We start from the raw sequence: 21,870 nt of genomic DNA on the forward strand, positions 1-21,870 counted from the left end.
TTTGGTGGGGGGAAGAGTCCCGAACCATTTTACGCTCTTCCCATGCTTCTATATTTTCATTCCGGGGATTCACATTCCTTCTTAACGATGCTCCGCACCAACCGCTTCAGAGATATGACGATAACCGTCCTTGCGCAGCAACTCACGCAGTCCAGCATGAATGCGCCGATTCACCTCAGGTCCTTCATAGATCAATGCTGTATATATTTCGACCAAGCTTGCTCCGGCTTTAATTTTCTCGTATGCATCCTCACTTGTGAAAATGCCACCTGAACCGATAATCGGAAGTTTGCCTTCGGTCTGGCGATAGATCTGGCGAATAATCTCCGTTGAACGGTCACGTAGAGGTTTACCGCTCAGACCGCCAGTCTCTTTTGCATGTTGGTGGGAAAGTCCTGTACGACTGATGGTTGTGTTCGTAGCAATAATGCCAGCAACACCGCTGTCTGCAATGGTTCGAACCATATATTCAAGTTCCTGATCATTCACATCCGGTGCGATCTTCACCAGAACGGATTTGGTCGCTCCGCCCGCTCGTGCATGCTGCACGTTCATCTCGTTCATAACCGCAGCGAGCAGTTCCTTCAATTCATTCCCATGTTGCAGATTACGCAAATCCGGTGTATTTGGTGAACTGATATTAACCACGAACAGATCAGCATAATCGTATAGTGCCTGAATGCACTTCGAATAGTCCAAGTGAGCTTCCTCATTAGACGTTGCCTTATTTTTGCCGATGTTAACAGCCACTGGAATACGCCGATTCTGTAGACGTGCCAATTCACCTGCCATGGCTTCCGCACCAAGATTGTTGAAGCCCATTCGGTTCACCAACGCCTCATCTGGAGGCAAACGGAACAGCCGTGGTTGATCGTTACCTGGTTGTGCAAGTGGTGTCACGGTTCCCACTTCCATGAATCCAAATCCGATGGAAGAAAAGCCCGTTACGGCCTGCCCGTTTTTGTCCAGCCCCGCAGCCAGACCAACAGGTGTAGGGAAATGACACCCAAACATGTCAACAGCCAGATCAAACGTTTCCCGAACGCCGTACATCACACGCAGTCCGGAAGGAACCGGACGGATGCTACCCACGCCACTAAGGCCGCCAATAATCAGATGATGGGCCTGTTCAGGGTCCATTTTGAACAACAAAGGTTTAGCAAGACTTCTGTATAACAAATCACTCACTCCGTTCTGGTCCGGTACGCCAAAAAGCCGTTGTCCGTCTTTTCATATGTAAAAAAACACTCTACACACAAGTCTATCTGTTTCTTATTAAAAAGGAAAGTAGTTTGCGCATAGACAGCACAAATCGAATAATACAAAATGCTCACAAGAAATCCACCCGCCCACTGGTAATGACGAGTTGAATTCTTTACAATGAGAGCATGGTTACTCTACACCAGTTCTATTCCAAATAAGGAGGAATAACTCATGGCTCCCAAACGTAAACCACCTGCATTACAGCAAAAGAAAGAAGAAGTGAATCGCAAAGCCATTGCATGGACAGCAGCCAGTGTAGGTGGCTTGATCATCATCATTGGTGCTCTTATCATTATTGCCAACATGTAGATGATTCAGGCTGAATCCATCTGATTCTACATATCAACAGATCAATTCAGCCAGTGATACGTTTTGTTCGGATTATTCTGCTTTGGAACAAGCGTATGCTGATAACGCTGCTTTGCTTCTGGAACAAGCGTCAGATCTGGCAGTACATCTTCTCCAATGCGTACCGGAGTGCCTTGCGGAGCAAGAGCGAATAACTCTTCTACATCTCCCGTACGCATTCTCACACATCCAAGGGACTCATCCAGTCCGATACTGTCTGGCTCGTTGGTCCCATGGATGGCATAATTCGTATTCGAGAGCTGCATACCTCTGCTTCCGAACTCCCCGTTCGAGCGTCCATTCGGATTGACCACTTTATCTGTAATGACAAATGACCCCTCCGGTGTGCGATCACCGCCAAGTCCCACATCATACATCCGAACAATCGTATCCCCACTGATTAATGCAAGTTTATGTTTATCCTTATCAATGACAATCTCCAGCGGCTCCTGCAAAAAAGGCTGACCTCCCAGCGTATCTGCAAAAGCGGCATTTTTGCCTTGAGACGAATTCGAAGTCGTCGAACCGTTCTCTTTACCATTTGAGTCGCTCTTTCCTTCCTGTGCCTTTCCTTGATGCAAAGCTAACAGCTTCGGAAACATCTCGGTCATCCCTGACGCAGTCTCTCCCAGAATATTGATCGGAAATGGCTGAGCCATTTGCGTTACACTCTTGGGCCAAGCGTCATTTTTTTTGCGATAGGCAACGATTGCACTTGATAATGATGCAGCTGCTTCCTGCTTGGCGGTCCACGCCAAGGACATCTTTTTGATTTTCGGTGTAATTTCAGGAGGTTCACAGTTACATTGCTTGGCATCATAACTCTGTGCAGTTAATTTCCCGCTTGTATTGGTTTGTACTATGTATTTCACAGGCATATTTCGCTTCCATAAAGACCAGTCATCCGAGGTTTGCATACCCAGTACAGCAGAGGTCTCTACTTTTGGACCAGACCCAGACCAGGCAGCTGCGAGCGCAGCCTCACCATGATTACCTCCACCAAATGCCGCAGCAGTGAACACATTGCTTGGCGCAATGGATACAGTTCCAACCTGTTTATCCGCTTCTACAGGCGCTGCGATGTCATCTGTGGATTCCAGTGCTGCTGACAGTGCGTCGGTCGCTTCACGACTGAAACCCGGAGCGTCCGCAGGTGGCAGACCTGCCAGCACAAGCAGCATGAACAACGTAAGCCACATTTTGCGTCTACGTTGTTTTTTCTCTTTTTGCTCAGACATCTCCACTAGTTTCTCCTGATAGTCGACCCAGATGTCCGCAGGAGCTTTACTGCGTTCAAATGCCTCATAAACCTCGCCCGCTTGCTGAAAGCAATAGTTGGCTTTGGCCTCCTGTCCTTCGCCCAAATACTCCTTTCCGAGCAAGTACCAAGCCATTTTATTGTCGGGATGTTTCTTAACATATGTTCTTAGATGAGTATTTTGCATCCGATCCTCCACTATTTCGCCTTTTTCCGTATATCATTATATATCGGCATAACCAGGTGTTGAATCCATAGGACTTGAGTACCCGGTGGAAAAAAGGGGGTTCGACAATGTTCGTCCTTGATCCATAGTCGGATAATCACATTTAAATGAATGCAAAAAAAGCACCTTCCCTTGTCGTTAAGACAAAAGAAAGTGCTGTATGTTTAGTGAGAAAACCTTAGCCTTCTTTATTGAAAGGCTCATCCGCTACTTTGATTGAATCTGTAGGGCAGCCATCGCATGCATCCTGCATATCGTCAAACAAGTCGTCTGGAATAGCTTTGACACCATGGTTAGCATCGCCGTCAAAGATAACTTCAGCCAAGCCTTCATCATCATAATCGTAGATGTCTGGAGCCGTTGCTCCACAAGCGCCACATGCGATGCATGTGTCTTTTTCAACCCAAGTATATTTACTCATTTACATTCTCTCCTCCTAAAATTCAAAACGTACAGTGTTTTTATCTAGAAACATATTAAACCAAAGTAAGCATAATTACAAATCATTTTGCAACCACAAGTCTCTATTATCCCTTATTTAATCAAGACTTTGCAAGTTATCTTTTTGCAGGGAAGTACCGCGCACTTTATGATTCCGAAGCAGCACGGAAGGATCGTCTCCAAGCATGCCGGCGGTCACAACAGCATTCTCACCAAATTTATCACGTAACTGATCCATTATCCGAATCAGATTGTCCTTCTTGGGCTTCTGCTCATATTCAAACAAGTCCATCTGCACAGCGGATTCTTCTCTTGGAATCAGGTTCTGAAGTGTCACACCCAGCATGCGTACAGGCTTGCCACTACCCCAATGCTTCTCAAATAGTTTACAGGCCTCACGGTAAATGACCGTTGCATCCTCCGTAGGAACTTCCATTAAACGTGATCGGGTGATTGTCTTCATATCCGGTGTGCGGATCGTAATCTGAATACCCTGGCTGAACATTTCGTGCTTGCGCAATCTTCTGGCTACCTGGTCACTTATATTGAGGAATACCCGATGAATCTCATTCATATCCGATACATCCGCCGGTAAAGTGGTTGTATGTCCAATGGATTTATTGGCTTCCCGTTCCGCGTGAACTGCGGAATGGTTAATGCCATTCGCAGAATTTTTGAGCCATGCTCCATTAATTCCGAATAGTTCGGTCAACATGTTCTCATCCGACTTGGCCAATTGACCAATCGTTTCAATGCCCAGTTTTTTCAGCTTTTCAGCCGTTTTTTTGCCAATGCCAAACATCTCGTTACATGGCCTGTGCCAAAGAATCCGGGGTACGTCCCTCATACGTAGAATGGAGATACCGTTCGGTTTTTTCAGATCCGAAGCCATTTTTGCCAATAATTTATTGGGGGCAATGCCAATGGAACATGGCAGCCCCAATTCATCCTTGATTCTACGCTGAATGCTCTCCGCAATCTCCATTGGATTCCCGAATTGCCTTGACCCTGTAATATCAAGATAACATTCATCAATGGACGTTGCCTCAAGTTGAGGGGTATAACTATACGCAATCTGCATGAAAGCTCTTGAATATTGACGATATAAATGAAAATCAGGACGAATCACAATGAGATCAGGGCACTTTTTCAAGGCTTGGTGGACAACCATACCTGTTGAGATGCCTCGATTACGAGCGGCATATGAGCAGGTTACAATTACACCCTTTCGCAGTTCACTGCTGCCCGCAACGGCCGTTGCTTTTCCTCTATATAAATCTGGTTCCTCGGCTTCATGTACAGAGCAGTAGAAAGCATTCATATCGACATGCAGAATCACCCGTCCGGCTGTAGGGTAGTATTGATCCACATTCGCTGGAGGATTGCCGTCTGAAGACATCAAGAACCCCCGCCCTTTCTTGCACACTAATTAATGAAACAAATTTCTTTCTTCTATAGTATATCAAACCCGTTATGTTAATTCAGTCACGAACATTTATTTTCTGCGAGATCTGATCAGAGACCGAATAATCAACCAGCCTACACTCACAAAAAATATCAAAGTGACCAGGACAATAACCGTATTTTCCCATACAAAACTCAAAATAAACCCTCCTTTTCTTCCATATATTCCAATTAAAACTCAATAATAGATTATAACATACATCCGGATTATGATTAACATCCTTCTTTTTTCTCTAAAATCCGTTAATTGTTACATGATACTGCGATTTCGATGTAGCATTTGGCTATAATGGTGATATAATAATTAATTATACAAATTGACAACTTTAGGACAAATCAGCGCACCCAGTTTAACACAGTGTAGCGTTGCCGAATCGAAGGATTCGTCCACTAACGTACTTAACAGCTTTTCCTAACTTACAATCCATACTTTTAAAAGAGCGCTTTATTTCAAAGGAGGATCTTCATGTCAAAGGCCATTTCCATCTTCGATACGACTTTACGTGACGGCACACAAGGGGAGGGTGTCAGCTTATCGGCAGACGACAAACTCAAAATTGCCAAGAAGCTTGATGACCTGGGTGTACATTATATTGAAGGCGGAATTCCCGGCAGCAATACCAAGGACATTGAGTTTTTCAAAAGAGTCAAGGAATTAAACCTGAACGCAAAGGTTGTTGCTTTTGGCAGTACCCGCCGTAAAGGCAGCGTTGCTAGTGAAGACGCCAACCTGAAGCGCATGATCGAATCTGGTGCTCAGGCTGCAACCCTGGTCGGTAAATCATGGGACTTCCATGTGCATACCGCTTTGCAAACTACATTGGAAGAAAACTTGTCCATGATCTATGATTCCATCGCCTATCTGAAACAGAATGGAATGGAAGTGATCTTTGATGCAGAACACTTCTTTGACGGATTCAAACATAACCCGGAGTATGCTCAAGCGGTCTTGACCAAGGCTCACGAGGCAGGAGCGGACTGGCTCGTCATGTGTGATACCAACGGCGGGACGATGCCTAACGAGGTACACGAGATCGTATCCACATTGCATAGAAGCCTGCCTCATGCCCATCTCGGCATCCATACACATAATGATTGTGAACTGGCTGTGGCCAACACACTCAGCGCTGTACAAGCCGGAGCCCGTCAGGTGCAAGGAACGATGAACGGTTATGGAGAGCGTTGCGGTAACGCCAATCTCGCATCCATTATCCCGAACCTGCAACTGAAACTTGGCTATGAATGTGTTACTGAAGATTCCATGAGACAACTTACAAACGTGGCTCGTTATGTTAGCGAGATTGCCAATGTGAATATGCCGATTAATCAGCCTTATGTCGGCAATGCTGCTTTTGCTCACAAAGGTGGAATTCACGTCTCTGCCATCCTGCGGGATTCACGTACCTATGAACACATCGTGCCTGAACTGGTTGGTAACAAACAACGTGTGCTGGTCTCTGAACTTGCCGGACAAAGTAACATTGTATCCAAAGCACAGGAACTGGGGCTTGAGTTCGATCCAAGCAGTGCCAATTCACGTCAGATTATTGAGAAGATCAAAGACCTGGAGCATCAGGGTTACCAGTTCGAAGGTGCAGATGCTTCGCTTGAATTGTTAATTCGTGAAGCGAACGGTGATATGAAAGAATTGTTCACGTTTGAATCATTCAAAATGCTTGTAGAGAAAACGGCGGGCAAATCCGTTGTTTCTGAAGCTTTTGTCAAAGTGAATATCGCTGGAACAAGCGCTTATACCGCTGCTGAGGGCAACGGTCCGGTTAACGCACTCGATAACGCCCTTCGGAAAGCGCTGGTGCAATACTTCCCTTCGCTTGCCAATATGCATCTGTCGGACTACAAAGTGCGTGTTCTGGATGAGAAGGATGCTACAGCTGCCAAAGTTCGTGTATTGATCGAATCCAAAAATACGGAAAATACATGGAACACTGTCGGTGTATCCGAGAACGTAATTGAAGCAAGTTGGGAAGCTCTCGTACACAGTTTCCGCTATGCTTTGCTTCAAGAAAAATTGCAGGATGAGCCGGACACACTCCCTATTCCTGCTCATGGGATAAGCAACCACTAATAATGCTTATTTCCCGGAAAATAAAAAGAAGCCTCTGTACCCATGATTCATGGATGCAAAGGCTTCTTTGTTTACATGAAAATTAATTTGCAATTAACTTTTTTATCTTACGCTCCAACTCTTTCTCGGGTAATATGCCCAGAACAATCTCCTGTATAACGCCTCTGGAGTCAATCAGAACATTCGTCGGAAAAGCCACCCCATTGTATTGAGCATACACAGTCCCCTTTTCATCCAAAGGAATAGGGAATGTCAGTTGGTACTCATCCACAAAAGCTTTGGCATCTTTGAGTTTATCGTATGACGTTACATTAACCCCATACATGTCAAGCTTATCCTTGTATTTTGCAGCCATTTTGTTCAGCTCAGGAGCTTCCTGTTTACACGGCTCACACCAGGATGCCCAGAAACTGACAAACGTAGCCTTATCTTTGGCACCACCCACACTGTACGTCTTCCCATCCATTGCTGTCAGAGAAAAAGCGGGCGCCAGAAGACCCGCACGAGGCCCCGTCTCTGTAGGCATGGGTTCTTCCTGCTTAAAGACGGCTGTAATGCCGTCACCCGCATTCTGGGCCAGTGCAACACCAACCAGCAAGACAACACCAAGGAGTATGTATATGTTTCGTTTCATAACCCGCCACCCTTTTATATAATTAGCACATTGAAACTGAAACCGTAATTTCTGCACATGCTAAGTGTTTATCACGCTCTATTACAGTTCACCAGAACATGATTCCCAAATGTTCTCTTTATTATTGTACCCTTTTCCTTTAAAATTTTACAATCCGCATTACAGAAAATAAAATGAAAAAGGACTCCTGCCATAGCAGGAGCCAAAGAGAGAGGGGTGAATACAAATGGCAGCACTTCACGGGCAGCAAAACGCCATCTACATCCCTTCTTCCGTAGAACAAGAGATGTCAAAGCACATGTTCCTTTCGCTGCCGCAAGAAGCCTGCGGGGTTATGCTGGGTGAAACCGCAGCGGGCGGTATACGAATCAGTCGGTTTCAGCCCATTCGTAACGTAGCACCTGACCCGCTGCACCATTTTACTCTGGACGATGCCGAATGGATTCGGTGCGTATTCTCCGAGCCCAAGCTCATTGGTATCTTCCATTCTCATCCGCAGACCAGGCCTGTTCCATCCGTAGAGGACATGCAAGCTCTTCCGGCCTTCGCCAGTTTACTTCAGATGTACCTCATCGGCTCACCCGACCTAACAAGCGGGTTAAGATCTCATATGCATCTGAACGGTTATCTGATTGAATCCTCGAAAGAATCGCAGGATCCGGCACACCGCGTTGTGCCTTCATACAATCTGCTTCCCGTTCCGTTATGCGTGACTTAGCTGGGTATACAGATCACCCAAGGTCTCCACATTTTTACGCATCATGTCCTCCAAGTAACAAGACCATAACTGCGCAGTCATTTTTGAATCTTCCAGTGCATGGTGCCGCCCATAGATCGGAATCCCTCTGGATTCCAGCAATTCATCCAGACCATACCCCGGCCTGCTTGGTTCAAGCCAGCGGGCCAACATCATCGTATCAATTAAACGATGTGTCAACCTTACCTTCGAAGTCCGCCATAGAGCTGCATTCAGAAAAGCTCGGTCATGCGCACTTGCGTGTGCAATCAGAACATTTCCGCCAACAAAAGACATGAAATCATGCAGTCCCTCCAGCAAAGTTGGCGCGTCCAGCGTCATCTCCTGCGTAATACCTGTAAGTTCAGTGATATGTTCCGGAACCGCAGTCTTGGACTGCACCACCGTATAGAACTGCTCCCCTTCCAGTACCACACCACCATGTATACGGACCGCACCAAATGAGATAATCTCATCCCCATGCTGGGGCGAAAATCCCGTCGTTTCCAGATCAAATACAACTGCGTCCAGCTCATTTAGAGGTGTATGCAGAACCTCAGGTCTGCGCTGATCTCTCATCATCGAACGGATAAACGCCATGTGTTGCGCCGTAGGGGCTCCCATAATGGAAGCGATGGCGGAAGGAACCCCTCCCTGACGCAGCGAATTCCAGAATCCTGTATTGCCCCTTGCTGGCTCTCTCATGGACGTCTCCTTTCTGCAAAACGCAACTGTCTTTGCAAAGCACGATGCACTCGTCGTACCAACCCGAGCGTATCCCTGAGCTCATAATGAATTTGCTTTTGTTTCATCTGTTTCTCATCCAGGAACCCACTGCTATGTTGCAAATCCCCTTGCATGAAAACCGGTGTACTTCGGCGAAATTTCAAAGCAGCCAAGAAGGCCCGCTGACATGCATCCAGTAATGTAAATGGAACAGCTTCAAGCGAAGTCAGTCTCTCCATTCTTTTTAACGTAGATGACTCCTTGATCCCATGTTGCAAAGCCAAATAACGAGCACTGTTCACCAGCGGAATGTACAAACCATACTTAACATCAAATCCGCCTGCATGTTCACCAAATCGTTCTGTGACCACACGTCCAAGTACATTTAATGTAGCTTTATGTTTAACCGTATTGCGAAGAACTGCATCCGAAAGTTCAGGAATCAGTCTGAACTGTTCATAAAAACTCGTGATCCATTCCTCCGCCAGACTTTGCTCACCTGCAACAAAACGCATGTCTGAAGCAATAATCAGATTACGAACAGGCTCCCAATTCAGATCCGAGCTCCAATCTGCTAATTGTTGTTTCCATGAGGCCAGTGTTTTTCTCCAGAGTGGCTCAGAGCACATGACTTTACCTTCGCACTTGGCGTAACCAAGCTCTTCTAACATATCCGTCATTCGCTGTCCGAGCTGAGCAAAATATTCCTCTTTACCTTCATGCGGAGTATCGCTAATGATCATGCCATTATCCTGATCACTCCATAACGTTGCTTCTTCCCTGCCGGAACTGCCAAATACGATAAAGGTATAGGGGACGGGAGGTTGGCCGAAGCCTTCCTCAACCATCCCCTGAATGCATAACTCTACTGCTTTCCGTCCAATCCGGTCATGCAGTTCATTTACCGTTTGGTACCACTCGATCGGCGACAAGGAAGCGGACAACAATTCCTGGAGCTCGTTCTGTAATATTACACGTTCCTGGCGCAGTTCTTGAGAAGACACCGCACCATCGATTCCCTGATAAGACCAGGAATAGTTTGTATACGAGATGGGTTCCATCATGTCCAGCCTCCTTGAAGCATGATTCAGCATCATTCACCTCAGGAGCTGAACGTACCACCATTGGATTTAGAATCTACATTTTTCATTTGTTCAGGGTATCCGTAAGTACCGTGCTCACTGATATCCAGACCCATTGTTTCTTCTTCTTCAGTAACACGGATGCCCATGATCGCTTTCATTCCACCCAGAATAATGAAGGACATGACCAGTACGAAGGCAAAAGCACCTGCCAGACCGAGAAGCTGTACGCCCAATTGGTGGAATCCACCGCCATAGAACAGACCCGCTTGACCTACACCAGCATTCTCGGCAAGTTCAGGAGTAGCGAACAAGCCCGTGGAGATCGCACCCCACATACCAGCAATACCATGCACGGAGAAAGCGTAGATTGGATCGTCAATTCCTTTACGATCGAAGTACTGTGCTGTGAAGAATGTGATGATACCCGCCAGAGCACCGATAACCAGCGCTGCCCAAGGTTCAACGAATGCACATGCTCCTGTAATCGCAACGAGTGCCGCAAGCACACCGTTTAACATGCTAGGAATATCAGACTTACCAAGTACTGCCCATGAGATCAACAGCGCAGCAACACCACCAGCTGCAGCAGCTACGTTAGTAGTTAATGCAACATAACCGAAGAACCCATCCCCCATGGCAGATAATGTACTACCTGGGTTGAATCCGAACCAACCGATCCAGAGGATAATAACCCCGAGTACGGAATACACTTGGTTGTGACCTGGAATGATGTTAGGTTTTCCGTCTTTGTTATATTTACCAATACGTGGTTTCAACAAGATGGTAGCTACCAATGCTGCAGTCGCACCAGTCAAGTGAACAACCGTCGATCCTGCAAAGTCTTGCATACCCAGCTCAGCCAACCAGCCGCCGCCCCATACCCAGTGAGCAACAACCGGATACATGATAATGGTATAAAGAGTACCGAAAACAATATATACGCTCATCTTTGCACGTTCAGCCATACCACCGCAGGCAATGGCCAGAGATACCGCCGCAAAGGCGAGGTGAAATACGAATTTAATAGTCAGTGGAACATCGGAGAAAGCCAGTGATTCGAAGGAAGCAGCCATCTTGTCACCACTCAGGAAGAATCCTGTTGTTCCAAAGAAGCTGTTACCATTACCGAAACCAAGACCGAAACCCAAAGCCCAGAAGGCAATAACTGAAATTCCCAGTGTCAGGATGGTCTTACCCGCAATGTGTCCTGCATTCTTCATTCGTGTTGAACCCGCTTCGAGTAAAGCAAATCCCCCTTGCATCAAGAACACGAGTACAACAGCCAAAAACGTAAAGGCTGAGTTCAAACCACTTTGAAGTTCAATGTTAGTCGGACCCTCCGCAGCCGCAAAAGCGCTGACCGGAAAAGCGAACAAAGTAAGCATTACTAACACGGAAACCAACCATTTCTTTCTCATATACCCCACTCCCTCTTATGTTAAGTTTCTTCACATAACGTGAAACTCTTAATGTCATTATAAGCAGAAGAGAGGAAAGTTGACAAGAGTATTTTCATCAAAACTGAAAAATATTTCTGGGAATAAAGTCATACGTCTTTTTCTTGCACTTAAGTACATAATCACATTCTATGAGTACATAGATATAGAAATGCAGTATGCTGATTGCCAAAGCATAACGTTTGACTGTACGGTTAAAGATCATGTATCATACTTATTAGTAAGAAAATTGGGCGTAGTCTAGAAATTCACAAGTGGAAACTACAATTCCCTACATTTGAACTTGCAAGCGAGGTGAATATCATTGGGGATATGAAACTTTTTCGGATTGGCGAACTTGCCAAGACCGCTGGTGTTAGTGAACGGACGATTGATTATTACACGAAGCTTGGACTAATCGCTCCCGAAGAACGTACACAAAAAAATTATCGTCTCTATAGTAATGAAACTTTAACGAGGCTTGAACGTATTGTACAGATGAAACAAGAGAAGTATAGTCTCGACGAGATTAAGCAATCTCTTGAAAAGTGGCGTCTGGTTAGTACAGAAGAACAAGTTGCCAGCAAATTGACAACACTGGAGCTTCATGTACAACAACTTGAGCGAGAGGTTAACGAACTCAAACCGCTACTTGGAGAGATGAAACCTGTACAAGCACGTAAAATGATGGCAGGACTCCTCACCAAAAGTGCCGGTACAATGGAGGCACTAAAAATCTTGCTTGAGAACACCATGATGTAGCTTATTCTTAGAAAGCGGAGGAATGAATATGAGTTTTAATAACGGTATGTTCGTATTGATCATTATCGCCTTTTTGCTCTCTTTATGGGCGCAATTTCGCGTTAAAGGTACGTTTAGACGTTGGTCGGAGGTACCGAACCAGAACGGAATGACTGGTTACGATGCCGCTCGCCAGATGCTTGATGCTAACGGCCTGCACGATGTTCCAATTGAACCTGTACGCGGTACGCTCTCTGATCACTATGATCCGATCAATCGGGTTGTACGTTTATCAGAACCAGTATATTATGAAAACTCAATCTCAGCTGTTTCGGTAGCGTGTCATGAAGTTGGCCACGCCATTCAGCATAAAGAAAGTTATCCGATGCTGGCACTGCGTCACCGGATCTTCCCAATTGTGAACTTTGCATCCGGATTAGCTCCATTCCTGTTGATTGCAGGATTCATCTTCAATGCCATGAACCTTGTAGGTATCGGTATCATCTTCTTCTCCGTAACTGTAGCATTCCAACTCATCACTTTACCGGTTGAGTTCAATGCAAGTAATCGCGCTAGAGAGATTATGGTATCCGAAGGGTACATCCGTAACGAAGAAGAAAAAGGTGTTGCAAAGGTTCTGAATGCCGCAGCCTTGACTTACGTTGCTGCAGCGTTGATCTCACTGCTTGAGTTGATTCGTTATATCGGAATCTTCAACAGCCGCGATTAATTGGATACCTAATACAACAAAAACAATACCCCACCGTCAATCGGATGGGGTATTGTTTTGTTGTAAACCGAAATAATGAAGCAAAAATGAACGAAAGGACTGGGCAACCAGCGGCAGTTTGTCATCCGCACGGTGAATTAACCCGATGGTCCGTGTTACTTTGGGATGGGAGATGGCCACATGTGCCGGTTGCAAAGGATTCGTCTGGAATAGCGCCATCTCAGGTAGCAGACTGACCCCCATGCCCGCAGCAACCAATCCGCGGATGGTGTCGGTCTCTTCCCCTTCAAAAGCGATCTTGGGTGTAAAACCAGCTTCCAGACAGGCATGCCACACAATAGGACGAAGAGAATAACCTTTGCTAAACAATACAAATTTATCATCCTTGAGTTGTTCAAGCGCAATGGTCTCTTCACCAGCTAACGGGTGATTGGGAGGAAGGATCGCATGCAATTCTTCTGTGAGTACAATATCACCATCTACTTGATCATGCTTCTCTGGAAAAGGAGAAATAAATGCCAAGTCTACCTCTCCAGATAACACATCACGAATCAGTGTAGGGAACATCCCCTGCTTGAATCTGAATTTCACGTTAGGGTAACGCTGACGGAAAGCAGCCACAACGGAAGGAATGAGATGAATCCCCAGGCTATGAGGGAATCCAATTCGAATCTCCCCATGCTCCGGATCAAGAAACTCATGAACTTCCCCGACTGCCTTGTCCAAATCTTTTAATATACCTTCAATTCGTTTGCAAAAAAGCTGTCCCACTGCAGTCAACTGCAGGTTCCGCCCCTTTTGCATAAAAAGGTCCACGCCCAGCTCCTCTTCCAGCTGATGAATCTGACGACTCACCGCCGACTGTGCCACATGCAACTCTTCAGCAGCCTGTGTTACATGTTCCTTCTGTGCCACTTTCAAAAAGTAATGCAACTGTCTTAATTCCACTCGTCCTGATCGCTCCAATCTGTTATACCCTACTTATCCTGGATTGCATTCCATCTTGAGAACGTTCTGACTACCTCTTTAAGCTGCGGGGTTTCCACAATCTGATCAACAGTCCGTAAATAAAGAATCCACCCAACAATCCGCCAAGGTGAGCCATCCAGTTGATGCCTGACATGGCGAAAGAGAATATGATCCCGAACAAAAGCAACGTGTACATCGTTTTGCGCGAAGCCTCGTCCATCATCGTTCGCTGGAACAGCGCTACATACAGGAATGCACCATAGACGGCATAGATCGCTCCTGAAGCCCCTACCGAGATGGTAATACTCCCAACCGAGTTGTACCACGCAACAGCAAGAATATTACCCAATACACCGCCACCCAGGTACAATACACCATACCTTACCGACCCGAGCAACCGCTCCATTGGTGGTGCAAATACGATTAACGCAAAGCTGTTAAACAATAAATGACTGAAGCCCGCATGCAGGAACATGGATGTAATGTAACGCCACCATTCATGCGCGAACAGTTCATGATTCGTAAGTGCCCCGAATTTCAGCAGCACCATATTGTTTGTTGATCCACCGTTCACCGTTAACACAATAAACATGACTACATTGGCAATTAAAAAAAGCGACGTCAAAGGGAAATACTTCAAATAACCTTTCCAGTTCTCATAGCGAATAAATATCATAAATTTCTTCTTTCACTCCACCCTGTTCAGATCGGACTTACATCTCTGATCCATCGTAATGGTACATGTCCGAATTGGACAATGCCTTTCATAAAAGATTATAATGGATTTTGGCACGGATCACCAATTTATAAGGAGGAACATTATTATGACACAAGAACGTACAGGCGCAGCCACATTTAAAGGCAACCCTATTACATTGATCGGACCCGAACTGAAAGTGGGCGATCAAGCACCTGATTTTACACTGAGCAAGAACCTGGTTGAGGATGCTTCCCTGAAAGACTTCGCAGGCAAAATCAAATTAATCAGCGTTGTTCCTTCCCTGGATACTGGCGTATGCGATGCGCAAACTCGTCGTTTCAACGTGGAAGCTGGAGATCTCGGAGACAATGTTGTTGTCTTGACAGTAAGCGTTGACCTTCCGTTCGCTCAAGCCCGTTGGTGTGGAGCAGCTGGTGTTGACCGCGTAGTTACATTGTCAGACTACAAAACACGTTCTTTCGGTGAAGACTACGGCGTTCTGATCAAAGAATTCCAACTCGACATGCGCTCCATTTTTGTTTTGGATGCCCAAGACCGGATTACATATGTGGAGTATTTGCCTGAAATGACAGACTCCCCTAACTTCGAACAAGCAATTGCTGCTGTAAAAGCTTTGCTGTAGAAGTTATCATACGTTCAGAACAAAAGCGAGGAAGGTTAACCTTCACTCGCTTTTGTTATTTATCATCTATTTCAATCATTTGCTTTATACTTGCTTAGCTTTTTATCCAGTACAGAGAATAAGTTCATAATCGTGCGATAATTGGAACCCAAGTCTCCAAGTGAACCACGAGAAGCTGAATACATATCCACCGCACTGCGAACAGGACTTACCGAGATAATGGAAACTGTAATATCCATCGTCCGTCCAAAGGTAGTCCGCTTCTCCAGAATAACTTCTCCAACAGAAGGCACTTCATGCAGCACTTTATAACCCGGAATCTTTTTGAGTGTCGAAGAGACCTCTTCCCAGGCTCTGTCTTTGGATAAGTTATAATACCGTGTTTTTAATTTGGGATCCTTGGCTCGATCGCTGGTCCCCTCCATGCTGCGGATGATACCGACGAGCGTTCTCTTTAAGGTCAAGACCCTTCCTCCTTTTAATGTAACCGTTCCATTTATGTATCTTAGTGTAACATTGTTCAAGTAGTAACAAAAGGGCAAGCATCATATTTATCGTAAAACCAATCAAAAACATTCATCACAACTTAAAAACACCCTGAAATTCCTTCTAAAGAGGAAAAGTCAGGGTGCTGTACATGAAGATTTAGGAACCCGCCTATGCCGTCCGGCTACATTGTCTTATGAACCTGCTTGGCAGGTGGGTGACCGCAAAAATGCTTTTTGAAGTCCCCATGTCGTATAGACAGGGCTTTTCAGCAACATTCTGTGTTGATCTCCCGAAGACATCATCATTGGTTCAAAACAACGAATAACCGAAACGTACATCGCAGGATGTACAATTATTATATCCCTAACTGTGTAAAAAGTAAATGGCGATCCATCATGTTTTATTTTTGCAATGTAATGTTTTTGTCGTCTGATGGCTCAGATGTTTCACCATTCTCTGCTGATTGTTCAGCCAGCGCAGCAGCTTCCTCTTCTTCCTTCTTGAGTTGCATCTTCTCCATCTGCTCCTGCATCTTGTTGAAGGTTGCGTAGAAGTTAAAGAAAGCAAACCAAGCAATGATACTGATAATGAAGAAAACAAACAAGACCGGATAACGGAAACCGATGTAGAACAGCAATCCACTTCCCAGCAATGTGGAAAATACACGGAATGGTCTGATCAGCGTAAGCAATACCGCGTTTTTGATAATAAGTCCGATGGACATATGATAGTGTACAACCATCGAGAAAAAGTTAAAGAGTGATACAAATAACAAGAGAAGCAGTACTAACATGATGATTCCCACGAGCTGCATATTGCGGAACTGCGTCATGTACACGGTGTAATCCAGATACATAATCGCGAACAGCAGTGTGTAAAAAATGCCCCCAATTAAACTTTGCTTGTAGTTTTCCTTGTAACCTACAAAGAAAGTACGGAAGATCGGAACATCCGTATCGCCCATATTCCATTTACGAACAACCGTAAACAGCGCCGAAGTCGCCGGGAACAGTGTAAGCGGTGCCACAATAGCTATAGCCCAGTTCATTTGCAATGATTCGTTTGCGAGGTTCTGCTGCATCACGAGCAGTTTCATAATCAAGAAAAACAAGAACGGAGACGAACAAATAGCCCACAACAGATTGGTTGCGGCCAGTCTCGTAATCCACTCTGTAAGCCGGTAGATCCCACCCATAGCTCCTTTAAATTCCAAACATTTCTCCTCCTCTGCAGCCTTGCGAATTACCTTAAGTCTAATATTAATATACCTTATTATAGATAGGAAAAGCCAGTACTTCCCGAAAAGAGATCGTCATTGTCCTTAGCTAGCGTTTCTGGCCACTTCTGACAGTGAAATAAAATGATTGCAGGCGCTTTGAAAATAAAAAAATGGAGCAGTTGCCCGCTCCATTTATCAGATCATACGTTTATATTACTCGAAAGAAGAATCTTTCGCTGGACGACGTCCTTCGTTACTGCTTGGACGCGGTTTGCGGTCACGGTTGTAACCACCTTCTCTGCTTCCACCGCCAGTGCTGCTGCCGCTGTTACGATCACGGTTGTAACCGCCACGTCCGCCGCCACTGCTGTTGCGATCGCGGTTGTAACCACCACCACTGCCGCCGCTACCACTTGTGCGGTTACCGCTGTAACCCGATGGTTTACGTCCGCCAGATCGAACATCCGGTTTACGACGTTTTGCACGGATTGGGTCTTCAGGAGTCAGATCAACTTGAGCATCTTTCTTGTCACCTGTAAGGAGCTTCAGTGCAGCCGACAACAGTTGAACAGAATCATATTGCTCAAGCATTTGAATCGCAATACCTTTGTATTCGTTCAGTTCGCCTGATTGTACGATTTCCAGCAAGCGCTCTGCTGTCAAACGTTGTTTACCTTCAACCGCTTCTGCCATTGTTGGCAGTGGTTTACGTGGAATACGGTGACGTGTTACACGCTCGATGAAGTGCAAGTGATCAATCTCACGCGGTGTAACGAAGGACCAAGCAGCACCCTCTTTACCCGCACGACCTGTACGACCGATACGGTGAACATAGCTCTCCGGATCTTGCGGAAGGTCAAAGTTAACAACGTGAGTTACACCAGATACATCGAGACCACGTGCAGCCACGTCTGTTGCAACGAGTACGTCAATGCTGCCGTCACGGAACTTACGCATTACCGCATCACGTTGATTCTGGGACAAGTCACCATGAAGACCGTCTGCAGAATATCCACGTTTTTGCAAAGCTTCAGCCAATTCGTCAACACGACGTTTTGTACGTCCGAATACGATCGCCAGTTCAGGAGATTCCATATCCAACAAACGGCTCAATGCTTCGAATTTTTGACGCTCAGGTACTTCGATATAGGATTGGTCAATCAATGGTGCACTAACATGTTTCGGAATCACAGAAATGTGTTCAGGATTGTTCAAGAATTGTTGTGCCAATTTTTGAATGTTAGGAGGCATTGTTGCTGAGAACAGCATCGTTTGGCGCTCGTCTGGAACTTGTTTCAGGATGGATTGGATATCCTCCATGAAACCCATGTCGAGCATTTCATCTGCTTCATCCAGTACAACAGTTTGTACATCATCTAGTTTGATTGTTTTGCGGTTGATGTGGTCAAGGAGACGTCCAGGTGTACCAATGATGATTTGTGGTTTTCTTTTCAGTGCACGGATTTGACGCACGATATCTTGTCCGCCGTAGATTGGCAGGGAGCGAAGACCTTTGAAGCGAGTAAGTTTTTCGATTTCTTCAGCAACTTGAATTGCAAGTTCACGTGTAGGTGCCATAATAAGGGCGCGGATTTTCTCGTCACTTTTTGTGATTTTGCTGATCAACGGAATACCGAATGCAGCTGTTTTACCCGTACCTGTTTGAGCTTGACCAATCAAATCTCTGCCTTCGAGTGCCAAAGGAATCGCTTTGGATTGGATCGGTGTTGCTTCTTCAAACCCGAGCTCAGTGATGGCTTGCAGCACCAGTGGTTCAAGATTGAAATCTGTAAAGTTTAAATTTGTCAAAATTATTCATGCTCCTTTTATATGGTGGACATGGTGGACAATCCACTTTGTTGTCTGTATTCTTAAGTAGCGTTAATATTTATAGGGTATCCCAACGGGACGAATTATTTTCACTAACGAATATAATTCCATGAATGGGTCCCCAACATAAGACTAAAACTACATACATGTGTTTGAAACATTTCAAAATTTTATTGCTCCATTTAGGAAAAGTTTCCTACTCAAGAATATCCACAAATTATTATATCACAAAACAATTCAAGATTACCAGCAATCTGGTTTTAAATATAAATGAGGTGATTAAATTGCCCAAAATAATTTGGCACTCTTTAGTGATCATTTTGGGTGCTGCAGCTATTGCCTGCGGCTTTAACTGGTTTTTGGTCCCCCATCAGCTTTTAAGCGGCGGGGTGTCCGGTATTTCAATGCTTCTGGGTTATTTTACAACGTTGAATCTTAGTATAATGTATTTTGTTCTTAACATTCCCCTGCTCATTGCAGGTTGGTTTATTCTTGGACGACGCTTCATTACATTAAGTATTCTTTCGGTAGCAGCCACTTCCTGGTTCATTGCGCTTCTGCCTGTTTTTGCTGTGGCAACAGACCCTTTACTTAGTTCTGTTTTTGGCGGTGTGCTTATTGGAATGGGCACTGGCGTTTCCTTCCGAGTCGGTGGCTCCACAGGAGGACTCGACATTGTTGGGTCCATTTTCACGCGTAAACGAGACTTTCCGATTGGTACGGTAATGGCTGGCATGAACGGTTCGATTATTATGCTTGCAGGATACCTGAGTGACAATTGGAATACAGCCTTGGCCTCCATGGTATCCATTTACATTACAGGCAAAGTGCTTGATCTGATTCATATCAGTCACGTCAAAGTAACGCTGTACATTATTACAAACGAAACCGAAGCCATGTTAAAAAAATTACTTGTTCGGCCTCGTGGAGTTACCAAAATTAAGACTCAGGGAGCATACACGGATATTGAGAAGGACATGCTCATGACCGTTACCACCCGCTACGAGTTGGTTGAAATTAAACGTATTATCAAGGATACAGATCCAAACGCTTTTGTTAACATTGTGGAAACGGTTGGTGTTATGGGTTCATTTCGCAGAAGTTGAGACACCTGTACGGTTAACAATTCACAACATTGTGGTATAATAACGGTGTACGGCTCCTAAATATGTTGTATAGCAGGTTCAACCCTTCAATTTCACAGGCCATATGCTTTCCCGAATCGCGCCGAATGACTTACCATTTTGGAATTCGAGTAGGAAAGGGTGATTATTGTGGATATGGAAACGGTAAAACTGTTTGAGATTGTCAACAGATGGTGCCCGGAAATGCTCCCTTTCTTGAAACCGAATGAACTCGACTCACTGATAGTCCTCCGGGATGGGCTGGGCATCCTGGAACAGGGAGACGCAATGGAAATCATTCAGTACAGTATTTGTGAGCATCAAAATGAGATTTACATTCAATAATTTTTTTCAGATTGATCACGCCGCTTCTTGCAGAGGATTTCCTCAGCAGGAAGCGGTTTTCATTTTTTCCATGTGTTTCATTACTTGCTTAATATGGTTAAAAGCCCAGAGGCTTTAATGTATAATTCATACATGGAATGCACACATAAGGGAGTGGAAATGAATGAACATGTTTTGGGCTTTACTGGCTATGGCCTTTGGAAGCTTTGGTGGTGCCCCCGCAGTGGCGGATCAGGGAAATCCCCAGTTCCAATCGTTAACCAACAGTTTTAACACTGCAATCATCCAATCTCAAAAAGATCAGGTCGTTATTGATGCCGATAACCCACCTGCCAAAATGGATCCTCAACCTGACGCACCTGTGGTCAAAGGTATTTATGTCACAGCCTACAGCGCTGGCGGCGAACGTATGAAAGAATTGTTGGAACTGACAGACAGTACAGAACTGAATGCCATGGTCATTGATATCAAAGACGATCTCGGATACATAACTTATCCCACAGAAAACAAAGCGCTTCAGAAAATGGGTAAATCCCAACCTTTTATTCGGGATATCGATGCCTTGATGAAACGATTGCAAAAACATGAGGTCTACCCGATTGCACGTGTCGTTGTATTCAAAGATACGATCCTTGCCAAGAAAAATCCGGAGCTCTCCTTCCGCAACAAGGATGGATCTGTCTGGGCCAATGGCAAAGGCGACAGCTTTGTGAATCCGTACAGCAAGGAAGTATGGGACTATAACATTGAGATTGCCAAGGAAGCTGCCAAGCTTGGATTTAAAGAGATTCAATTTGACTACGTTCGTTTCCCGGAAGGATTCGAAACTCGAGCCGATGTCCTGAAATATACCAAATCCGACAAGTCACGAGTGGATGTTGTAGCTGAATTCGTGCAATATGCACGCAAGGAGTTGGCCCCGCTAGGTGTTCGGGTCTCGGTTGATATTTTCGGTTACGCCGCTTCTGTACCTGCGGCTGAGGGCATTGGACAGGATTTTGTTAAAATATCCGAAAACGTGGACGTGATCTCACCGATGGTATACCCTAGTCACTATTCTACTGGCTGGTATGGGGTCAAGGACCCTGACAAAGATCCTTATACAACCATCAAGGGTTCAATGGAAGATACACACAAGAAACTAGACCCTACCAAAGAACTCAAACCCGTCATTCGTCCGTGGATTCAGGACTTCACAGCAAGCTGGCTGGGCAGTGGGCATTATATCAAGTATGGCAAGAAACAAGTGGAAGACCAGATTAGAGCGATGAAGGACATGGATGTGCATGAATATCTGCTCTGGAATGCGTCCAACCGTTATACATCAGGTGTACAATATAAGTAATCCGCACTCTTTCATACTTCTCATTTCATCCA

At 45.2% G+C, this 21,870-nt stretch carries 22 protein-coding genes and 1 other RNA gene; 9 read left to right on the forward strand and 14 right to left on the reverse strand.

All coding sequences use genetic code 11. From position 1 onward, the window contains the following. Nucleotides 1–81: 81 nt before the first annotated feature. Nucleotides 82–1,179: a quinone-dependent dihydroorotate dehydrogenase gene (locus IFU39_RS10235; protein ID WP_192132460.1), complete on the reverse strand. Its 1,098-nt coding sequence runs from the start codon at nt 1,177–1,179 to the stop codon at nt 82–84. Nucleotides 1,180–1,434: 255 nt separating this feature from the next. Between IFU39_RS10235 and IFU39_RS10240 the strand changes: the two genes are divergently transcribed. Beyond that, nucleotides 1,435–1,572 (forward strand): hypothetical protein, encoded by a 138-nt coding sequence (locus tag IFU39_RS10240; protein WP_017689367.1) that lies wholly within the window; start codon nt 1,435–1,437, stop codon nt 1,570–1,572. Between the two features lie 41 nt (nt 1,573–1,613). Here IFU39_RS10240 and IFU39_RS10245 read toward each other — a convergent pair whose 3' ends face one another. The 3 genes from IFU39_RS10245 to IFU39_RS10255 all read right to left on the reverse strand — a co-directional run bounded on the left by IFU39_RS10245 (nt 1,614) and on the right by IFU39_RS10255 (nt 4,935). Continuing rightward, nucleotides 1,614–3,056, reverse strand: coding sequence for a L,D-transpeptidase family protein (locus IFU39_RS10245; protein WP_192132462.1), 1,443 nt, complete (start codon nt 3,054–3,056; stop codon nt 1,614–1,616). A 217-nt stretch (nt 3,057–3,273) separates the two neighbouring features. After that, on the reverse strand, nt 3,274–3,516 hold the full coding sequence (locus tag IFU39_RS10250) for a ferredoxin (RefSeq protein ID WP_017689369.1): 243 nt from the start codon (nt 3,514–3,516) through the stop codon (nt 3,274–3,276). Between the two features lie 117 nt (nt 3,517–3,633). Beyond that, on the reverse strand, nt 3,634–4,935 hold the full coding sequence (locus IFU39_RS10255) for a DNA polymerase IV (protein ID WP_192132558.1): 1,302 nt from the start codon (nt 4,933–4,935) through the stop codon (nt 3,634–3,636). 531 nt (nt 4,936–5,466) lie between these two features. Between IFU39_RS10255 and cimA the strand changes: the two genes are divergently transcribed. Then, the gene (cimA, locus tag IFU39_RS10260) at nt 5,467–7,086 is read left to right on the forward strand and encodes a citramalate synthase (protein ID WP_192132464.1); all 1,620 of its coding nucleotides are present in this window, start codon (nt 5,467–5,469) and stop codon (nt 7,084–7,086) included. Nucleotides 7,087–7,168: 82 nt separating this feature from the next. On the opposite strand, the gene IFU39_RS10265 is transcribed toward cimA, so the two are convergent. Then, nucleotides 7,169–7,720, reverse strand: a complete 552-nt coding sequence (locus IFU39_RS10265; RefSeq protein WP_192132466.1) for a TlpA family protein disulfide reductase — start codon at nt 7,718–7,720, stop codon at nt 7,169–7,171. 226 nt (nt 7,721–7,946) lie between these two features. Between IFU39_RS10265 and IFU39_RS10270 the strand changes: the two genes are divergently transcribed. Further along, complete coding sequence (locus IFU39_RS10270) at nt 7,947–8,438, forward strand: M67 family metallopeptidase (RefSeq protein ID WP_192132468.1); 492 nt, start codon at nt 7,947–7,949, stop codon at nt 8,436–8,438. Here the strand turns inward: IFU39_RS10270 and IFU39_RS10275 are convergent. Genes IFU39_RS10275 through IFU39_RS10285 form a run of 3 tightly spaced genes read right to left on the reverse strand, consistent with a single transcriptional unit; the run spans nt 8,424 to nt 11,685 of the window. Continuing rightward, nucleotides 8,424–9,161 carry an exonuclease domain-containing protein gene (locus IFU39_RS10275; RefSeq protein WP_192132470.1) on the reverse strand — a complete coding sequence of 246 codons (738 nt, stop codon included), beginning with the start codon at nt 9,159–9,161 and terminating at the stop codon, nt 8,424–8,426. The two genes, IFU39_RS10270 and IFU39_RS10275, sit on opposite strands and share 15 nt — an antisense overlap. Beyond that, nucleotides 9,158–10,243 carry a DUF294 nucleotidyltransferase-like domain-containing protein gene (locus tag IFU39_RS10280; protein ID WP_446740339.1) on the reverse strand — a complete coding sequence of 362 codons (1,086 nt, stop codon included), beginning with the start codon at nt 10,241–10,243 and terminating at the stop codon, nt 9,158–9,160. Before IFU39_RS10280 ends, IFU39_RS10275 begins: the two co-directional genes overlap by 4 nt. 41 nt (nt 10,244–10,284) lie before the next feature. Beyond that, nucleotides 10,285–11,685, reverse strand: a complete 1,401-nt coding sequence (locus tag IFU39_RS10285; protein ID WP_074094452.1) for an ammonium transporter — start codon at nt 11,683–11,685, stop codon at nt 10,285–10,287. Nucleotides 11,686–12,036: 351 nt separating this feature from the next. Here IFU39_RS10285 and IFU39_RS10290 point away from each other — a divergent pair, with 351 nt between their 5' ends. Both IFU39_RS10290 and IFU39_RS10295 read left to right on the forward strand, forming a co-directional pair. Continuing rightward, nucleotides 12,037–12,465, forward strand: a complete 429-nt coding sequence (locus tag IFU39_RS10290) for a MerR family transcriptional regulator (RefSeq protein ID WP_017689377.1) — start codon at nt 12,037–12,039, stop codon at nt 12,463–12,465. 28 nt (nt 12,466–12,493) lie between these two features. Further along, nucleotides 12,494–13,174: a zinc metallopeptidase gene (locus IFU39_RS10295; RefSeq protein ID WP_036609646.1), complete on the forward strand. Its 681-nt coding sequence runs from the start codon at nt 12,494–12,496 to the stop codon at nt 13,172–13,174. A 36-nt stretch (nt 13,175–13,210) separates the two neighbouring features. On the opposite strand, the gene IFU39_RS10300 is transcribed toward IFU39_RS10295, so the two are convergent. Together IFU39_RS10300 and IFU39_RS10305 are read right to left on the reverse strand one after the other, a co-directional pair. Further along, nucleotides 13,211–14,122, reverse strand: coding sequence for a LysR family transcriptional regulator (locus IFU39_RS10300; protein ID WP_062833647.1), 912 nt, complete (start codon nt 14,120–14,122; stop codon nt 13,211–13,213). 70 nt (nt 14,123–14,192) lie between these two features. Beyond that, nucleotides 14,193–14,819: a rhomboid family intramembrane serine protease gene (locus tag IFU39_RS10305; protein WP_036609651.1), complete on the reverse strand. Its 627-nt coding sequence runs from the start codon at nt 14,817–14,819 to the stop codon at nt 14,193–14,195. Between the two features lie 148 nt (nt 14,820–14,967). Here IFU39_RS10305 and tpx point away from each other — a divergent pair, with 148 nt between their 5' ends. Continuing rightward, entirely contained in the window at nt 14,968–15,486 is a 519-nt protein-coding gene (gene tpx, locus IFU39_RS10310; protein WP_091017517.1) for a thiol peroxidase, read from the forward strand. 71 nt (nt 15,487–15,557) lie between these two features. On the opposite strand, the gene IFU39_RS10315 is transcribed toward tpx, so the two are convergent. The 4 genes from IFU39_RS10315 to IFU39_RS10330 form a co-directional block, all read right to left on the reverse strand. After that, nucleotides 15,558–15,950, reverse strand: a complete 393-nt coding sequence (locus IFU39_RS10315; protein WP_017689382.1) for a DUF1499 domain-containing protein — start codon at nt 15,948–15,950, stop codon at nt 15,558–15,560. Between the two features lie 182 nt (nt 15,951–16,132). Further along, nucleotides 16,133–16,324: non-coding RNA, 6S RNA (gene ssrS / locus IFU39_RS10320), on the reverse strand. Between the two features lie 51 nt (nt 16,325–16,375). Continuing rightward, the gene (locus IFU39_RS10325; protein WP_017689383.1) at nt 16,376–17,188 is read right to left on the reverse strand and encodes a YesL family protein; all 813 of its coding nucleotides are present in this window, start codon (nt 17,186–17,188) and stop codon (nt 16,376–16,378) included. A gap of 219 nt (nt 17,189–17,407) precedes the next feature. Continuing rightward, nucleotides 17,408–19,003, reverse strand: a complete 1,596-nt coding sequence (locus IFU39_RS10330) for a DEAD/DEAH box helicase (RefSeq protein ID WP_091017518.1) — start codon at nt 19,001–19,003, stop codon at nt 17,408–17,410. A 305-nt stretch (nt 19,004–19,308) separates the two neighbouring features. Between IFU39_RS10330 and IFU39_RS10335 the strand changes: the two genes are divergently transcribed. The 3 genes from IFU39_RS10335 (at nt 19,309) to IFU39_RS10340 (ending at nt 21,838) form a co-directional block, all read left to right on the forward strand. Further along, a complete protein-coding gene (locus IFU39_RS10335) occupies nt 19,309–20,130 on the forward strand; it encodes a YitT family protein (RefSeq protein ID WP_091017520.1) in 822 nt (273 codons plus the stop codon). Between the two features lie 174 nt (nt 20,131–20,304). Continuing rightward, nucleotides 20,305–20,493, forward strand: a complete 189-nt coding sequence (locus IFU39_RS32880) for a hypothetical protein (protein WP_029880762.1) — start codon at nt 20,305–20,307, stop codon at nt 20,491–20,493. A gap of 163 nt (nt 20,494–20,656) precedes the next feature. Next, entirely contained in the window at nt 20,657–21,838 is a 1,182-nt protein-coding gene (locus IFU39_RS10340; RefSeq protein ID WP_105598116.1) for a putative glycoside hydrolase, read from the forward strand. The last annotated feature ends 32 nt before the right edge of the window (nt 21,839–21,870 follow it).

Source organism: Paenibacillus sp. CFBP 13594 (genome assembly GCF_014842675.1).
Classification (GTDB): Bacteria; Bacillota; Bacilli; order Paenibacillales; family Paenibacillaceae; genus Paenibacillus; species Paenibacillus amylolyticus_B.

Excerpts from the sequence above, each read along its gene's own strand:
- IFU39_RS10240 (WP_017689367.1), top strand. The coding sequence starts at position 1,435 with ATGGCTCCCAAACGTAAACCACCTGCATTACAGCAAAAGAAAGAAGAA.
- IFU39_RS10245 (WP_192132462.1), bottom strand. The coding sequence starts at position 3,056 with ATGCAAAATACTCATCTAAGAACATATGTTAAGAAACATCCCGACAAT.
- IFU39_RS10250 (WP_017689369.1), bottom strand. The coding sequence starts at position 3,516 with ATGAGTAAATATACTTGGGTTGAAAAAGACACATGCATCGCATGTGGC.
- IFU39_RS10255 (WP_192132558.1), bottom strand. The coding sequence starts at position 4,935 with ATGTCTTCAGACGGCAATCCTCCAGCGAATGTGGATCAATACTACCCT.
- cimA (WP_192132464.1), top strand. The coding sequence starts at position 5,467 with ATGTCAAAGGCCATTTCCATCTTCGATACGACTTTACGTGACGGCACA.
- IFU39_RS10265 (WP_192132466.1), bottom strand. The coding sequence starts at position 7,720 with ATGAAACGAAACATATACATACTCCTTGGTGTTGTCTTGCTGGTTGGT.
- IFU39_RS10270 (WP_192132468.1), top strand. The coding sequence starts at position 7,947 with ATGGCAGCACTTCACGGGCAGCAAAACGCCATCTACATCCCTTCTTCC.
- IFU39_RS10275 (WP_192132470.1), bottom strand. The coding sequence starts at position 9,161 with ATGAGAGAGCCAGCAAGGGGCAATACAGGATTCTGGAATTCGCTGCGT.
- IFU39_RS10280 (WP_446740339.1), bottom strand. The coding sequence starts at position 10,243 with ATGGAACCCATCTCGTATACAAACTATTCCTGGTCTTATCAGGGAATC.
- IFU39_RS10285 (WP_074094452.1), bottom strand. The coding sequence starts at position 11,685 with ATGAGAAAGAAATGGTTGGTTTCCGTGTTAGTAATGCTTACTTTGTTC.
- IFU39_RS10290 (WP_017689377.1), top strand. The coding sequence starts at position 12,037 with ATGAAACTTTTTCGGATTGGCGAACTTGCCAAGACCGCTGGTGTTAGT.
- IFU39_RS10295 (WP_036609646.1), top strand. The coding sequence starts at position 12,494 with ATGAGTTTTAATAACGGTATGTTCGTATTGATCATTATCGCCTTTTTG.
- IFU39_RS10305 (WP_036609651.1), bottom strand. The coding sequence starts at position 14,819 with ATGATATTTATTCGCTATGAGAACTGGAAAGGTTATTTGAAGTATTTC.
- tpx (WP_091017517.1), top strand. The coding sequence starts at position 14,968 with ATGACACAAGAACGTACAGGCGCAGCCACATTTAAAGGCAACCCTATT.
- IFU39_RS32880 (WP_029880762.1), top strand. The coding sequence starts at position 20,305 with ATGGAAACGGTAAAACTGTTTGAGATTGTCAACAGATGGTGCCCGGAA.
- IFU39_RS10340 (WP_105598116.1), top strand. The coding sequence starts at position 20,657 with ATGAACATGTTTTGGGCTTTACTGGCTATGGCCTTTGGAAGCTTTGGT.